We start from the raw sequence: 14,990 nt of genomic DNA, 5'->3' as shown, positions 1-14,990 counted from the left end.
CTTTCACGCAAGGGACGACTTCATGAAACGCGTACACATCATCGATTCCCACACCGGCGGCGAACCTACGCGGCTGGTGATGCAAGGCTTCCCCGAGGTACACGGCAGCAGCATGGCCGAGAAGCGCGACAACCTGCGCACGCAGCACGATCAATGGCGCCGCGCCTGCCTGCTCGAACCGCGTGGCAATGACGTGCTGGTCGGCGCGCTGTACTGCGCGCCGATGTCGCCGGATGCGACCTGCGGGGTGATCTTCTTCAACAACGCCGGCTACCTGGGCATGTGCGGCCACGGCACCATCGGCCTGATCAACTCGCTGCAGCATTTGGGCCGCATCCAGCCGGGGGTGCACAAGATCGACACCCCGGTCGGCCCGGTCAGCGCCACGTTGCACGAGGACGGCGCGGTGACCCTGCGCAACGTGCCCGCTTACCGCTACCGCAAGCAGGTGCCGGTGGAGGTGCCCGGCTACGGTCGTGTGTTCGGCGACATCGCGTGGGGCGGCAACTGGTTTTTCCTCGTCTCCGAGCACGGCCAGGACCTGCAGATGAGCAACGTCGAAGCCCTGACCGATTACACCTGGGCGATGCTCAAGGCCCTTGAAGCCCAGGGCATCCACGGCGAGGACGGCGCGCTGATCGATCACGTCGAACTGTTTGCCGACGATGACCAGGCCGACAGCCGCAACTTCGTCATGTGCCCGGGCAAGGCCTACGATCGCTCGCCGTGCGGCACCGGCACCAGCGCCAAACTGGCCTGCCTGGCCGCTGACGGCAAACTTGCCGAAGGCCAGGTCTGGACCCAGGCGAGCATCACCGGCAGCCAGTTCGAAGGCCACTTCGAATGGGAAGGCGAGCGCGTGCGCCCGTTCATCACCGGGCGCGCCTACATGACCGCCGACGCCACCCTGCTGATCGACGAACAAGACCCTTTCGCCTGGGGCATCTGACCTGCCCCGTTTTTTACCGATCTGAATGAATGTCCCGAGGAGCTACAACCATGAGCGATAACATCTTCACTGGCTGCATTCCGGCCCTGATGACCCCGTGCACCGCCGCGCGCAAACCCGACTTCGACGCGCTGGTCGCCAAGGGCCGCGAGCTGATCGATATCGGCATGAGTGCGGTGGTTTACTGCGGTTCGATGGGCGACTGGCCGCTGCTGACCGAAGCCGAACGTCAGGAAGGCGTGGCGCGGCTGGTGGCGGCTGGCGTGCCGACCATCGTCGGTACCGGCGCGGTCAACAGCCGTGAAGCGGTGGCCCACGCGGCCCACGCCGCGAAAGTCGGCGCCCATGGCCTGATGGTGATTCCCCGCGTGCTGTCCCGTGGTGCTTCGGCGACCGCGCAGAAGGCGCACTTCGCCGCCATTCTCCAAGCCGCGCCGAACCTGCCGGCAGTGATCTACAACAGCCCTTACTACGGCTTCGCCACCCGCGCCGAGCTGTTCTTCGAACTGCGCCGCGAATACCCGAACCTGATCGGCTTCAAGGAGTTCGGCGGTGGCGCCGACTTGCGCTACGCCGCCGAAAACATCACCTCGCAGGACGACGCCGTGACCCTGATGGTCGGCGTCGACACCCAAGTGGTGCACGGCTTCGTCAACTGCAACGCCACGGGCGCAATCACCGGCATCGGCAACGCCCTGCCCCGCGAAGTCCTGCAACTGGTCGCGCTGAGCAAGCAAGCGGCCAAGGGCGACGCCAAGGCCCGACGCCTGGCTCGCGAACTGGAAGCGGCGCTGGCAGTGCTGTCGTCGTTCGATGAAGGCTGCGATCTGGTGCTGTATTACAAGCACCTGATGGTGCTCAACGGCGACCGCGAATACGCCTTGCACTTCAACGAAACCGACGCCCTGAGTGACGCCCAGCGCCGCTATGCCGAGACCCAGTACGCGCTGTTCCGCCAGTGGTACAAAAACTGGTCCGCCGAACAGAACCTCGCCTGACCGCTGTCCCCGCCCCGGCATCACACGCCGGGGCTTCACTTGAATTATCAGGAAGCGCCATGACTCTGACAGGCCACATGCTGATCGGCGGCCAAGCCATCGCCGGCAGCCGCGAAGCGATCCGCGCGATCAATCCCGCCACCGATGCCGTGCTCGAACCGGCCTACGCCGGCGGCAGCGTCGAGCAGGTCGAACAGGCCTGCGCCCTGGCGTGGCAAGCGTTTGACGGTTATCGCGAGACGTCTCTGAGTGCTCGCGCCGAATTTCTCGACAGCATTGCCGATGAGATCGAAGCCCTCGGCGATGAATTGATTGAGCGTGCGGTGGCCGAAAGCGGCCTGCCGCGCGCACGTATTGAAGGCGAACGCGGGCGCACCTGCGGGCAACTGCGCACCTTCGCCCGCACCGTGCGCGCCGGCGAGTGGCTGGGCGTGCGCATCGATCATGCACAACCACAGCGCCAGCCGCTGCCACGTTCTGATCTGCGGCAACGGCAGATCGCACTGGGGCCGGTGGCGGTGTTCGGCGCCAGCAATTTTCCCCTGGCGTTCTCCGTCGCCGGTGGTGACACCGCTTCGGCACTGGCCGCCGGCTGCCCGGTGATCGTCAAGGCGCACAGCGCGCATCCCGGCACCAGCGAACTGGTCGGCCAGGCGCTGAGCCGTGCGGTGAAAAAATCCGCTCTGCCTGAAGGCGTGTTCTCGCTGCTGTTCGGTTCCGGCAACGAAGTAGGCATTGCGCTGGTCAGCGATTGGCGCATCAAGGCCGTGGGCTTCACCGGTTCGCGCAGTGGCGGTCTGGCCCTGAGCCAAGCGGCGCAGGCGCGGCCCGAGCCGATTCCGGTGTATGCGGAAATGAGTTCGATCAATCCGGTGCTGTTGTTTCCCGCAGCGCTTGCCGCCCACGGTGAGGCGTTGGCGCAAGGCTTCGTGGCCTCGCTGACCCAGGGCGCCGGGCAGTTCTGTACCAATCCCGGGCTGGTCATTGCTCACCAAGGGCCGGCACTGGAGCGTTTCATCGCGTCTGCGGCCGAGCATGTCCAGCGCAGCCCGGCGCAGACCATGCTCACACCGGGGATCTTCCGCGCCTATGAAACTGGCGTCGGCGCGCTGGCCGAACATCCGCAAGCACAACGCGTGGCAAGCGGCCTCGCGGCTGAAGGGCCGAACCAATGTCAGGCGCGATTGTTCGTCACTTCGGCGCAAGACTTCCTCGCTGACGTGCGTCTGCAAGGTGAAATCTTCGGCTCGGCGTCGTTGATCGTACAGTGCGCCAACGACGATGAAGTCCGTCAGGTCTGCGAACACCTCGAAGGCCAACTGACCGCCACCCTGCACCTGGATGACGCCGATCTGGATCGCGCCCGGGCGTTGTTGCCGACACTGGAGCGCAAGGCCGGACGCCTGCTGGTCAACGGCTGGCCGACCGGGGTCGAGGTGTGTGACGCGATGGTTCACGGCGGGCCGTTCCCGGCCACTTCAGACTCGCGCAGCACATCGGTGGGCACGGCGGCGATCCTGCGGTTCCTGCGCCCGGTGTGCTATCAGGACTTCCCCGACCGCCTGTTGCCGCCGCCGCTGAAACAAGCGAATCCGCTGCAATTGCGGCGCTTGCTCGACGGTCAGAGGGAAGCCTGACCATGCCCGATAACCTCACAGCGGACAGCGCCGACATCGCGGTGATCGGCGCCGGCATCATCGGTGTCGCCTGCGCCCTGCAACTGGCGCGTCAGGGCCGGCGGGTGGTGGTCATTGACCGGCAACCGCCCGGCCACGGCGCCTCGTTCGGCAACGCCGGGCATCTGGCGACCGAGCAGGTGTTTCCGATTGCCGACGCGTCGATCCTCAAACGCTTGCCGGCGATGTTGATGGACCCGATGGGCCCGCTGCGCCTCGACTGGAAATACCTGCCGCGCGCCGTGCCGTGGTTCACCCGCTTATTGCTGAACCTGCGCCCGGCGCCGTTCCAGCGCACGATCGCCGGGTTGCGTGCGCTCAACGAAAGCAGTCTCGCCGCGTGGAATCGCCTGCTGCACAGCATCGGCCAAACAGGTCTGCTCAAGGAGGACGGCTCGCTGCTGGTGTTCGAACGCGGCGAATCGCGGCCAGCCATCGAAGCGTTGCAGGCGCGCATGCGTCAGCAGCAGGTGCCGGTGGATGCCTGGTCGGCCAGTGCCGTACAGGACCGCGCGCCGCAACTCAGCGCACAGATTCAGGGCGGGCTGTTCTTCCCGCGCACCGGGCACTTTCTCGATCCGTATCGGGTGGTGTGTGAATTGGTCAGCGCGGCCAAAGCGGCCGGCGTGCAGTTTCTGCAACAAGAGGTTCAGGGCGGCCAGTTGCAGGCACAAGGCGTGTCGCTGATCACCCCGCAGGGCCGCGTCAACGCGCGTCAGGTGCTGATCGCCTGTGGCGCGCATTCGGCGAAACTCACGGCAGCTCTGACTGGCAAACAGGTGCCGCTGGACACCGAACGCGGTTATCACCTGATGTTGCCGCACGAGCACGGGCGACTGCCGTTCGCCGTCACCTCGCTAGAGCGCAAATTCATCATGACGCCGATGGCCGGGGGCTTGCGGTTGGCTGGCACGGTGGAGTTCGCCGGTCTGCAGCGCCCGCCGTGCATGGAGCGCGCCTGGCAGCTGCACCGGTTGAGCCAAGGCCTGTTCCGCCGCGATTTGAGCGTGCAAGACGCGACGCCGTGGATGGGGTTTCGCCCGTCGCTGCCGGACTCGCTGCCGATCATCGACAAGGTCTGCGACGGCCGCGTGTTGCTTGCGTTTGGTCATCAGCATTTGGGGCTGACGCAAGCCGCGGTCACGGCGCAGATGATTGCGCAACTGGCCTTGGCGCCGGCAGGCCAGATCATGGCCGATCTGCCGACGCTGGAGGCATACCGCTTGCAACGTTTCTGAATTCAAAGGACATGACGCCGTAGCGCCATGCCCGCTGCAGACTCAGTGTGGCGCGCGCGGGATGGTTTTCAGCAGGTCTTCGGGGCTGATGTGGCCGACCACGCTGCCTGGTTGCGGCATGTTGAGGATGTGGCCCTTCATCTTGCCGATGATGTGCATCTCGCACGGCTTGCAGTCGAACTTCAGGGTCAGCACTTCGTCACCGTGAATCAGCTGCATCGGTGCAACCTTGGTGCGCACACCGGTCACGCCCTTGGCCTGCTTCGGGCACAGGTTGAACGAGAACCGCAGGCAGTGCTTGGTGATCATCACCGGCACTTCACCGGCCTCTTCGTGAGCCTCGTACGCCGCATCGATCAGCTTCACGCCGTGACGGTGATAGAAGTCGCGCGCCTTCTGGTTGTAGACGTTGGCGAGGAACGACAGGTGCGACTCCGGGTACACCGGCGGCGGCGTGGTTTCGGCCTTGCGGCTGCCACGCGGATGCGCCGCGACGCGGGCGGCGGTCAGCGCTTCGATCACTTCACGGCGCAACGCCTTGAGCTGCGAGTTCGGAATGAAGAACGCCTGCGGTGCATCGAGCTTGATGTCGGTGGCATGGTACTGGGTGGTGCCGAGCTGACCGAGCAGATCCTGCAATTGCTCCAGCGCCTGCTCCGGCTTGTTGGCGACACCGAACGGACCGTTCAGGGTCACGCTGGCACTGATGCCCTCTTCACTGGTGGCGGTGACTTCCAGCTGTTCTTCACGCAGGCGCGCGACCCAGCTCAGGGCCACGCGGCGCTCGGCGGAGGTCTTCTGCAGCGCCTGCTGCCAGTTGTGGTCGAGGTTGCGGTTCAGCGGATGGTTCGGGCGTAGCTTGAACAGGCCTTCCGGCATCTCGTTGGGCTCGACGCGGTAGCGATAGCGCTTCTCGCCGTCCTCTTCGAACTCGCCCTTCGGCTCGGCGATGTTGGCGCGGAAACCCACGACTTCACGCTTGACCAGCACGTTGAGGCCATCGCCGTTGGACAGCGGCTCCTGAGTCACCACCTGCAGGTCACGCTTGCCGACTTTCTCGACGGTGCCCACTGGCAGGCCGGTGAAAGTCGGCGAGTCGAACGCGCCGATGTCGATCTTGCGGTCGGTGACGAAGTAGTCGGTGCTGCCACGGTGGAAGGTTTTTTCCGGGTCAGGCAGGAAGAAATGCGCGGTGCGGCCGCTGGAGGCGCGGGCCAGGTCCGGGCGATCTTCGAGCACGTCGTCGAGGCGCTGGCGGTAATAGGCGGTGATGTTCTTCACATAGCCCATGTCCTTGTAGCGACCTTCGATCTTGAACGAACGCACACCGGCCTCGACCAGCGCGCGGATGTTGGCGCTCTGGTTGTTGTCCTTCATCGACAGCAGGTGTTTTTCGTAGGCGATCACCCCACCCTTTTCGTCTTTGAGGGTGTACGGCAAGCGGCAGGCCTGGGAGCAGTCGCCACGGTTGGCACTGCGCCCGGTCTGCGCGTGGGAGATGTTGCACTGCCCGGAGAACGCCACGCACAGCGCGCCGTGGATGAAGAATTCGATGGCGGCATCGGTTTCGTCGGCGATGGCGCGGATTTCCTTCAGGTTCAGCTCACGGGCCAGCACCAGCTGCGAGAAACCGGCCTGATCGAGAAACTTCGCCCGCTCAAGGGTGCGGATGTCGGTCTGGGTACTGGCATGCAGCTCGATCGGCGGGATGTCCAGTTCCATCACGCCCAGGTCCTGGACGATCAGCGCGTCGACACCGGCGTCGTACAACTGATGGATCAGCTTGCGCGCCGGCTCCAGTTCGTTGTCGTGCAGGATGGTGTTGATGGTGGTGAAAATGCGCGCGTGATAACGACGGGCAAACTCCACCAGCTCGGCGATTTCGCTCACCTCGTTGCAGGCGTTATGGCGCGCGCCGAAGCTCGGGCCACCGATGTACACGGCGTCGGCGCCGTGCAGGATGGCTTCACGGGCAATGGCCACGTCACGGGCGGGGCTGAGCAGTTCCAGGTGATGCTTGGGCAAGGACATAGTTTTTTTAGTCAGGCTGTCACGGTTAAGGCGCGCATTGTAGCTGCGAAACGCCCGGGCGGCACGCCTGTGCTGCCAAGTGGCAACGGCTTCCGGCCCCGTGAACACCGCAAATCCTGTGGGAGCTGGTTTGCCCCCACAGGTTTTAAAGCAGGATCAGGCCTTGGCAGCCATTGCGGTGACTTCCACGCGCATGCCTTCCACCGCCAGCGACGCCACGCCCACCGCAGCGCGCACCGGCCATGGCTTGGCAAAGAAGCGCTTGTAGACTTCGTTGAACGCCACGCGGTCGGCCATGTCGGTGAGGTAGATGGTCAGGTGCATGACCCGATCCATCGAACTGCCCGCCCGCTCCAGCGCCACTTTCAGCGCCTGCAGGGTGCATTCGCTTTGCAGGGTGATGTCGCCCAGCTCCAGGCTGCCGTCGGCACGGGTCGGGATCTGGGTCGAAACCAGAATGCCGTTGAAACCGACAACGTCGGAAGAAATCGAATCCGCATCCGGATCAGGGGTGAAGCTGAGGTCTTGATTAGCCATGTAAGTCTCTTGTCTGGAGAGCGTGAGGGTCGCCGGCCAATAACCCACCGGGACTTTTCGCGGGGGAGTTTACAACAGTCCCCGGCTGCCGCTGAGGCAACCGTCGCCGTCAGACACAAATCGCGCGCATAAAAAAACGCCAGCCCTTTCGGACTGGCGTTTTTCTGAATATGGCAGGGGCGGCTGGATTCGAACCAACGCATGGCAGGATCAAAACCTGCTGCCTTACCGCTTGGCGACGCCCCTGTATCTCAAGCTCTGTAACAAGCTCTGCGAGAATGGGCCGCAATTTACCAACCTTTTTTTGATCTGGGAAGCCCCGAGTGCAAAAAAATTTGTTTTAAAACAGCCAGTTATTTCTGAGCCGGGGCAAACACCAAGATTCACTTCGACAAATTCAACGCAATCGCCTCGCGAATCAGCGCTTTCAAGGCCTGCTCATCGACCTGGTCGCCCTCGTGAAAATCAATCGCCCGCCGGGTGTTGCCCTCCAGACTGGCGTTGAACAACCCCGCAGGATCGACCAGCGCCGCGCCTTTGGCGAAGGTCATCTTCACCGCCGTCTTGTAGGTCTCCCCAGTGCAAATGATGCCGCCCCGCGACCACACCGGAACGCCCCGCCACTTCCACTCCTCCAGCACCTCGGGATCGGCCTGGTGCATGACCTTGCGAATCTCGCCGAGGATGGCCCCGCGCCAGTCGGCCAGTTCAGCGATTCGTGCGTCGATCAGTGCCGAGGCGTCGGTGGGTGGTTTTTCGGGTTTCATGGCGGGCGTCCTCCTCGGCGGTTTGACTGCATCAATCGTAGCTGGCCAACCGAAAAACGCTGGATGCCTGCTTTACCCGCTAGCGATCAATGCCTCATGCAATTCCTGATATGCCGCGACCAATTGCTCAAGGGAGAACGCCCGATTGCGCCCACTGGGATTGGGCAACACCCACACGTGCGCGCCACCAAAGGTCTTTGCCTGCAACCCCCACGCCACCACCTTCTGCCCCGACAACGCCGCATACGCAGCCTTGCCCAGAAACGCCACATAACGCGGCGCACAGCGGGTGATCTTCTGTTCAAAGCTCAAAGCCACCGCCGCAAACTCCTGCACCGCCAACTGATCCGCTCGCGCCGTCGGCCGCTCGACCACCGCGGTCAATCCGCAGCCGAATTGCAGGATGCTTCGATCATCCTCCGCCCGCACTTCATACGGTGTGAACCCGGCGAGGTGCAAGGTGCGCCAGAAGCGATTGCCGCGCCCGGCAAAATGATGCCCCCGCGCCGCCGCGAGCAGCCCCGGATTGATCCCGCAGAACACCACCGAAAGCACCGGCGCCAGAATGTCCTCAAGCCCTTCACCCGCCATGCGCCCGCCCCTCATTCGCAAACATTTGCAACACCACCCACGGCAAACCCTAGAATGGCAACCCCATCCAAAGAGCCAACCACAACGATGGACGTCATTCAGACCCTGCGCTGCTTCGTCAGCGTGGCCCAGAGCGGCAGCTTCACCGCCGCCGCCGACGTGCTCGACACCACCACGACCAATGTGTCCAAAGCCGTCTCCAGCCTCGAAGCCCGGCTGCACACGCGCCTGATCAACCGCACCACCCGCCGCCTCGCCCTGACCGAAGCCGGGATGCGCTACCTGCAGCGAGCAGAGAAAATTCTCGATGACCTGCGCGAAGCCGACGAAGAAGCCGGCACCGCCCAGACCTTGCCGGTCGGGCGTCTGAAGATCCACGCCATGGCCGCCATCGGCAACCACTACGTGATCAACGCCATCGCCCGCTACCGCGAGATTCACCCCACGGTGATGTTCGATCTGACCCTGAGCAATCGCCTGCCCGACCTGCTCGAAGAAAGCTACGACATGTCGATCGTCCTCGCCCGCGACCTGCCCGATTCCGGGTTTGTCGCGCAACGCCTGGGCACCACCTACAGCATCCTCTGCGCCTCGCCGTCGTACCTGAGCAAACGCGGCCACCCTGCCACACCCGGCGACCTCGCCGCGCATGACTGCCTGCGCATCGTCAACACGGTGATGCCCGCAGAAAACTGGGTGTTCGAAGGGCCACAGGGCATGGAAACCCAGAACATCCCCGACTCACCCTTCCACATCAACACCGCCGACGGCATGGCCACTGCGATCAGAAATGGCATGGGCATCGGCATTCAGCCGCTGGCATCCGCCGTCGAAGGATTGGTGGGAGGCACACTGGTGCGGGTCCTGCCGGAGTACCGCCTGGAGGAATACAACCTGTTCGCGATCTACCCGTCGCGCAAATTCGTCGACGCCAAAATCAAGACCTGGGTGGAGTTCCTGAAAACCGCCATCCCGCAACTGCTGGCGTCCGATGAAGACATGGCCGGCGCCAGACCACTCGCCAACGCTTAGTGCCGCAGACCTGGAGTGTCGACCCTCCAGCGCCGGCATCAACCATCAACCGTTGGAACAACCGCTGCCCATCACCTGGTATTGCACGACATGCCGTGCACCGGTCGAGTCGTCATAGGTCATCTGTACCGGCACCGCGCCGCACTGGTTGGCCGCGTCGGAGATCGACACCACGTGGGCGATGTCCGGTTGAACGGCAGCGTTATAGGCCTCGACCTGCGCGGTTTCATCCGCCGCAAACGCCTGCGCGCCGATACCGCCAAGGACCAGAAGAAGAGCGATTTTTGCAAGCTTCATGATGTTCACCGTCTTGTGGGGAACCGTGTTGGATCACGGGTTGCAGACGATGTTAGGGGTTGCAGCGCACGGCAAAAATCGGTCGGCTGGACAAACACTGTGTCCAAAAGGGTGATGAATAAACCCGAGCATCGTGGATACCCAAATCGCGAGCAGGCTCACTCCTACAGGTTTGCTGCCCGGCACAACATTCGCAAACACCGCAAAACCCACTGTAGGAGTGAGCCTGCTCGCGATGGCGTCAGCCCAGTCAGGAAGAAAACCCGAGCCTACCGCAGCCACCAACCCCACCGCCCGCGTCGACAGTCCCCAGACAAAAACCACTCCAGTGGTAAAAGGATTTAGCGAAACGTCGCACCGCACCGATGAACTGCAAATCGGCTCTGCTTCCACCCCTCGCCAAACCATCCGTTCAAAAAAGAACAGCTCAAAAAATCTTCGCGTTTAACCATTTCCCCGCATTCGTTTAAAAACACTCGCCGTTACGTCATCCCAAACTACAACGCCTTGCGCCTTTGCCTACGACTACGCCAGAATCCGCCGGCTTGTGCGCCTAGGGTGCGGGTTCTATCGTGGGTCGGTCGCTGAAAAGCAGCGATCGGGTTTGGTAGCCCGGCTTACCTGTCGCATAGCAATCCTATTTGCAGGGACGGTTTCGTCCGCTGTTTTTATGGTGGCCATGCGTAGGGCATCTTCGGATGCGCCGGGTATCCAGGTGACCGGTCTACCAACCTGCGTTTGGCCACCACCCTTCGTTTGGTAGCGAAGGTGATGGCTCCACTTTATTCATCCTGGAGCTTCACCTATGTTCAAAGTAACGCCCAATCCGCCCGAAACAGAAACGATCTCGCCCTACGAATCCCCAGACTCCAAGAAACTCCACGAAGCCGCCGAACGCGCCCTCGACCACTACCTGAACCCCACCAGCCAGGTCATGGCAACGCCCTACACACCCAACGCCATGTTCCTCGCTAATCCCGAGATCGCGACCGAGGAATTGCTGGCGAACGCCAGTGAATCGCTGGGGTCGGCGACGGTGATGCTGGGAGATGTGGCCGCGTTGGTAGAGGGACCGATTCGCAAGACGCTGCTCGGCATTGCGCAGGTGGTGATGCTGGGGGAATTGGCGGTGAATCAGGCGTTGGATAATGTGGTGCCAACGGCGTAGCGAACACTCTCGCTTGGCGCTCTATGGTGAGCGCCAAGAGGGATCTGTCAGAAATCGACTGCGTGATTCGTCTGCTTCCGGCCAAAAGCGGTCAGTGACAATATTCGCAAAGACTACCGCTCAGCTTCCCGAAGACCGATCTCGACTATTCGTTAGGTACAGCACCATCGTTGCACGAGCCGCATCTTTGATTACCTTCAGCCTCAACCAAGGTGATATTCGCGCCTTTATCAGCCAGGTGATACGCCAGCGAAGCGCCCACGATGCCGGCACTAATGACAACGACTCGTTTGTCCAGAGCATTTCCCATATCAACCTTCATTCTGTCGACCTGAAGGCGGTTTCAGTGTCTGCCTCTGGTCGATTTCTGCTTGTCGTAACGGGCAGCAGTTGTCGTCCAGAAAGCAGATGTAAATTCGTCTGAAGTGGCGAAATAGCTGCCAAAATCATCGTGTTAAAACGCCGCCTGAAATGGCAGCAAGATAAGCGCGTGAGTGTTGTTGGCACTGGTGGGTAGCGAAAAATCGTTCAGCTACTACGGCAAGCGTCATCAACGACTATAGTCATTGGTGAGCCAGAGCGAATCTGACCATTCCCCTGCCAACCTGGCCTAATCCAATTCCGCGATTACACGGCGGATCTTCTTGTGTTCCTTGATGCGGAACGTGAACGTTTCGCTGCCGAAATCACTCAGGCTCAGGCTGAGATCGAGGCAGCGTTGTCTTTTTTTGAACCCCTTGATGGTGGATGGAGTTATCCCGCCGGGCACGTCGCATCCCACTGAGCACGTCCCAACCACCCATCTATCAAGGTTCAAGCAATGAACACTTTAGAGTTCGATGATGCACAAAAAACCAATGGCGACCTGGTTCAGGGTCCGCTTCCGGCCGGTACTGTCGCGCCCGACTTCACTCTTCACGCAACCCCTGATCAACAGTTGTCGCTGCGTGAGCTAAAGGGAAATCCCGTGATACTGGCGTTTTATCCCGCTGACTGGACTTCGGTGTGTGGTGACCAACTGACCTTGTACAACCAGTTGTTACCCACCTTCAGAGAATCCGGTGCGGTGCTATTGGGTATCTCGGTTGACAGCGCCTGGTGTCATCAGGCCTTTGCCAAAGATCGAAATTTCCACTTCAGCCTGCTGGCCGATTTCGAGCCCAAAGGGGCGGTGGCACGACAGTATGGAGCTTACGAGTCCCAGCCCGGAGTTTGTAAGAGGGCACTGTTCGTGATTGACAAGGAGGGGGTGGTCGCCTGGAGCTACCTCTCACCAATGGCAATCAACCCTGGGGCGGACGGCATTCTGGATGCGCTGGATGCTCTGGCGAATGCGCCACAAAGCACGTCAACCAAAAATTAACAGGTGATTACATGGCCACTCTCAAAGTCCCGGTAAGTGCCAACGACCATCGCCAGGGAAGTGCGCATGCCAAGGTCACCTTGGTGGAATTTGGCGACTATGAATGTCCCTATTGCGGTGAAGCGTATTGGATGGTCAAGAATCTGCAACAGCTTTTTCGCGATGATTTGCTGTTCGTGTTCCGTAACTTTCCTCTGACCACCGCTCACCCGCATGCGCTGGGTGCAGCGGTCACCGCGGAGTATGCCGGGAGTCGAGGGTTCTTCTGGGAGGCTCACGACGAATTGTATGAAAATCAGGATCGATTGGGTCTACCGCTGTATCGCGCCATTGTTCTAAAACACGGCCTTTCCAGCGAGGAACTCGACGTTGCCATGCGAAAGGACACTTACATCCCTAAAATACAATCCGACTTCAATGGCGGTGTACGCAGCGGCGTGAACGGTACTCCAGCGTTTTACTTTGACGGACTTCGCTATGACGGGGTCCCAGAGTTCAACGAGATGTGTCAGATGACTGAGCTTCTGTTAGTGCGCGGACAAAATCGCTAGATAGCCGCATCGACCTGGCATCATCCACACCAGAGCCGAGGGCAAACCAGCGTTAGCTTCCTTCTACATTAAAGAGGTGTACACGGAGCCGGCAACTAATGAAATCTTTGAAGTATTATGAAGAAAATCGACACGCCACATGGTTGGAGTTGTTTTTTGACCTGACTTTCGTTGTTACGATAGGCCAGGTTACGCACACGCTCGGACATGTTCATGACGGCCACTTTGAACATAAGCAATTATGGACATTCTTACTGCTTTTTGTACCGTTGTGGTGGATCTGGTCCAGTCACACGATTTACTCCAACAGGTTCGATACAGACAGTAATCTTCACCGTTTGGCAACATTGTTCATAATGCTCCTGCTCATTGTGCTATCGGCACGGATTGGGGAAGACCTGGAAGTGAACTACCCGCTTATTATTGCCTGCTATTTTGGTATACGAGCGATCATCAGTGTTATGTACATTTCATCCATTAGTAAACTCGATTCTCGCGGCGAACTTTCCTCAAGGCTCGGCTTCGCCCTATTAGTTAGCGCAGTTATTAGCCTTTCATCCGTTATTTTTGACCCGCCCTTGCGTTACCTTGTTGCTTATATTGGAATTGTTCTTGATATTCTGTTTCCTGTATTTTTCTGGACTAAATTAAAACCGTTGCCAGCACACACAGAGCACTTGGTTGAGCGCATAGGCCTACTCACCCTAATCTTATTGGGGGAGTCAATTATTAGCCTTTCCGGAGGCTTATCTAACATTCAATGGGGTTATTACAATGTGATGGCGGCAATCACCGGATTCATCATGATTTGCAGTATCTGGTGGATCTATTTTGATAGTTTTTACCTGCTGAGCAAAAATCACAGCAGTATGAGTGGGCACGCCTTGATCTACTCGCACCTTTTTCTTTTTATGGGGTTGGCGCTCCTGGCAAATTTGATCAGGCATGCGATCCTGAATGACATTGCGATGCGCGATTTCCAGATTATGTCGATCACCGGCATGGTCTTGTTTTTCCTGGGGAAGCAATATGGCTATTTCATAGCTGTGAGTCGAATAAGGAAATACATACTGCAAAACACCTTGATCGTGTTTTCTTTAGGTGGGTTAGTTATATTTCTACCGCGTGTCGAGTACATATTGGTCGGCTTGACAGTCACCATGATCTGTTATGTTCTCCTGAATTTCAGATATCGTTGAGTCTTGATTATCAGGCCACAGCTCGGGAAAAGTGATCAAGCGGCTGGTCTGCGGTTTGCGCGCTGCCTACTACGTCATTCTCAGTGTCCGAGCGACATGCGGCGCTACCCTTGGTCTCTTTGGGTTTGTAATCGTGGTGTCGTCGACCATAGTTAACAGCCGGATGCCCCTTTTAGCTATTGCGACCAGATAGCACCAGCCGCATCGTAACAACAGGAGCCACGTCATGGTCAAAGTAGCGTTGTTCGTTCGTCTGGAAGCAAAACCTGGGAAAGAGAAAGAGGTGGAGCGCTTTCTCTTGAGCGGCCTTCCTTTAGTGGAGGAGGAGCCAGCCACTACAGCCTGGTTTGGAATCCGCTTGGGGCCGTCTACCTTTGGCATCTTTGACGCATTCCCGGATGAAGCGGGCCGGCAGGCTCATCTTTCGGGCAAGGTCGCGGCGGCGCTTATGGCAAACGCTGCCGAGCTGTTTGCCGAACCTCCATCAATCGAGAAGGTTGACGTCCTTGCGGCCAAGCTGCCCGGTTAAGCAAATCCAACAGGAAGTTCCATTCAGTTCGGGGAGGCCCAGGATGTATTTTGTGAAAATCAGG

The 14,990-nt window shown here is 60.0% G+C and carries 16 protein-coding genes, 1 tRNA gene and 1 pseudogene; 11 read left to right on the top strand and 7 right to left on the bottom strand.

Features of this window, described 5'->3' with window-relative positions:
- Window positions 1-22 precede the first annotated feature (22 nt).
- Genes HBN98_RS18940 through HBN98_RS18925 form a run of 4 tightly spaced genes read left to right on the top strand, consistent with a single transcriptional unit; the run spans window position 23 to window position 4,861 of the window.
- Window positions 23-949 (top strand): 4-hydroxyproline epimerase, encoded by a 927-nt coding sequence (locus HBN98_RS18940; RefSeq protein ID WP_083369294.1) that lies wholly within the window; start codon window positions 23-25, stop codon window positions 947-949.
- A gap of 50 nt (window positions 950-999) precedes the next feature.
- Window positions 1,000-1,947, top strand: a complete 948-nt coding sequence (locus HBN98_RS18935; protein WP_083369295.1) for a dihydrodipicolinate synthase family protein — start codon at window positions 1,000-1,002, stop codon at window positions 1,945-1,947.
- 59 nt (window positions 1,948-2,006) lie between these two features.
- Window positions 2,007-3,584: an aldehyde dehydrogenase (NADP(+)) gene (locus HBN98_RS18930; RefSeq protein ID WP_083369296.1), complete on the top strand. Its 1,578-nt coding sequence runs from the start codon at window positions 2,007-2,009 to the stop codon at window positions 3,582-3,584.
- 2 nt (window positions 3,585-3,586) lie between these two features.
- A complete protein-coding gene (locus HBN98_RS18925) occupies window positions 3,587-4,861 on the top strand; it encodes an NAD(P)/FAD-dependent oxidoreductase (protein ID WP_083369297.1) in 1,275 nt (424 codons plus the stop codon).
- 42 nt (window positions 4,862-4,903) lie between these two features.
- Here HBN98_RS18925 and HBN98_RS18920 read toward each other — a convergent pair whose 3' ends face one another.
- The 5 genes from HBN98_RS18920 to mug form a co-directional block, all read right to left on the bottom strand.
- Window positions 4,904-6,892, bottom strand: a complete 1,989-nt coding sequence (locus HBN98_RS18920) for a peptidase U32 family protein (protein ID WP_083369452.1) — start codon at window positions 6,890-6,892, stop codon at window positions 4,904-4,906.
- A gap of 156 nt (window positions 6,893-7,048) precedes the next feature.
- Window positions 7,049-7,429, bottom strand: coding sequence for a RidA family protein (locus tag HBN98_RS18915; RefSeq protein ID WP_083369298.1), 381 nt, complete (start codon window positions 7,427-7,429; stop codon window positions 7,049-7,051).
- 171 nt (window positions 7,430-7,600) lie between these two features.
- Window positions 7,601-7,675: transfer RNA gene (locus HBN98_RS18910), tRNA-Gln, on the bottom strand.
- Window positions 7,676-7,812: 137 nt separating this feature from the next.
- On the bottom strand, window positions 7,813-8,196 hold the full coding sequence (locus HBN98_RS18905) for a DUF1801 domain-containing protein (protein ID WP_083369299.1): 384 nt from the start codon (window positions 8,194-8,196) through the stop codon (window positions 7,813-7,815).
- 72 nt (window positions 8,197-8,268) lie between these two features.
- Entirely contained in the window at window positions 8,269-8,787 is a 519-nt protein-coding gene (mug, locus tag HBN98_RS18900) for a G/U mismatch-specific DNA glycosylase (protein ID WP_083369300.1), read from the bottom strand.
- 87 nt (window positions 8,788-8,874) lie between these two features.
- On the opposite strand from mug, the gene HBN98_RS18895 reads away from it, so the two are divergent.
- A complete protein-coding gene (locus HBN98_RS18895; protein ID WP_083369301.1) occupies window positions 8,875-9,819 on the top strand; it encodes a LysR family transcriptional regulator in 945 nt (314 codons plus the stop codon).
- A 45-nt stretch (window positions 9,820-9,864) separates the two neighbouring features.
- Here HBN98_RS18895 and HBN98_RS18890 read toward each other — a convergent pair whose 3' ends face one another.
- Window positions 9,865-10,116 (bottom strand): DUF2790 domain-containing protein, encoded by a 252-nt coding sequence (locus tag HBN98_RS18890; RefSeq protein ID WP_064587293.1) that lies wholly within the window; start codon window positions 10,114-10,116, stop codon window positions 9,865-9,867.
- Between the two features lie 133 nt (window positions 10,117-10,249).
- Between HBN98_RS18890 and HBN98_RS18885 the strand changes: the two genes are divergently transcribed.
- Together HBN98_RS18885 and HBN98_RS18880 are read left to right on the top strand one after the other, a co-directional pair.
- A complete protein-coding gene (locus HBN98_RS18885) occupies window positions 10,250-10,564 on the top strand; it encodes a hypothetical protein (protein WP_151101569.1) in 315 nt (104 codons plus the stop codon).
- 357 nt (window positions 10,565-10,921) lie between these two features.
- Window positions 10,922-11,284: a DUF6124 family protein gene (locus tag HBN98_RS18880; protein WP_083369302.1), complete on the top strand. Its 363-nt coding sequence runs from the start codon at window positions 10,922-10,924 to the stop codon at window positions 11,282-11,284.
- 196 nt (window positions 11,285-11,480) lie between these two features.
- On the opposite strand, the pseudogene HBN98_RS27835 reads toward HBN98_RS18880, so the two are convergent.
- A pseudogene (locus HBN98_RS27835) lies at window positions 11,481-11,594 on the bottom strand (FAD-dependent oxidoreductase); the annotation flags it as partial.
- Window positions 11,595-12,104: 510 nt separating this feature from the next.
- On the opposite strand from HBN98_RS27835, the gene HBN98_RS18875 reads away from it, so the two are divergent.
- The 4 genes from HBN98_RS18875 (at window position 12,105) to HBN98_RS18860 (ending at window position 14,926) form a co-directional block, all read left to right on the top strand.
- Complete coding sequence (locus HBN98_RS18875; RefSeq protein ID WP_083369303.1) at window positions 12,105-12,647, top strand: redoxin domain-containing protein; 543 nt, start codon at window positions 12,105-12,107, stop codon at window positions 12,645-12,647.
- Window positions 12,648-12,658: 11 nt separating this feature from the next.
- Window positions 12,659-13,198: a DsbA family protein gene (locus HBN98_RS18870; RefSeq protein ID WP_083369304.1), complete on the top strand. Its 540-nt coding sequence runs from the start codon at window positions 12,659-12,661 to the stop codon at window positions 13,196-13,198.
- 98 nt (window positions 13,199-13,296) lie between these two features.
- On the top strand, window positions 13,297-14,397 hold the full coding sequence (locus HBN98_RS18865) for a low temperature requirement protein A (protein ID WP_083369305.1): 1,101 nt from the start codon (window positions 13,297-13,299) through the stop codon (window positions 14,395-14,397).
- 226 nt (window positions 14,398-14,623) lie between these two features.
- A complete protein-coding gene (locus HBN98_RS18860; RefSeq protein WP_025569629.1) occupies window positions 14,624-14,926 on the top strand; it encodes a putative quinol monooxygenase in 303 nt (100 codons plus the stop codon).
- The last annotated feature ends 64 nt before the right edge of the window (window positions 14,927-14,990 follow it).

Source organism: Pseudomonas koreensis, assembly GCF_012986595.1.
Taxonomy (GTDB): Bacteria; Pseudomonadota; Gammaproteobacteria; order Pseudomonadales; family Pseudomonadaceae; genus Aquipseudomonas; species Aquipseudomonas koreensis.
The sequence above is the reverse complement of the archived record's forward strand: the minus strand, read 5'-3'. Positions and strand labels throughout refer to the sequence as shown.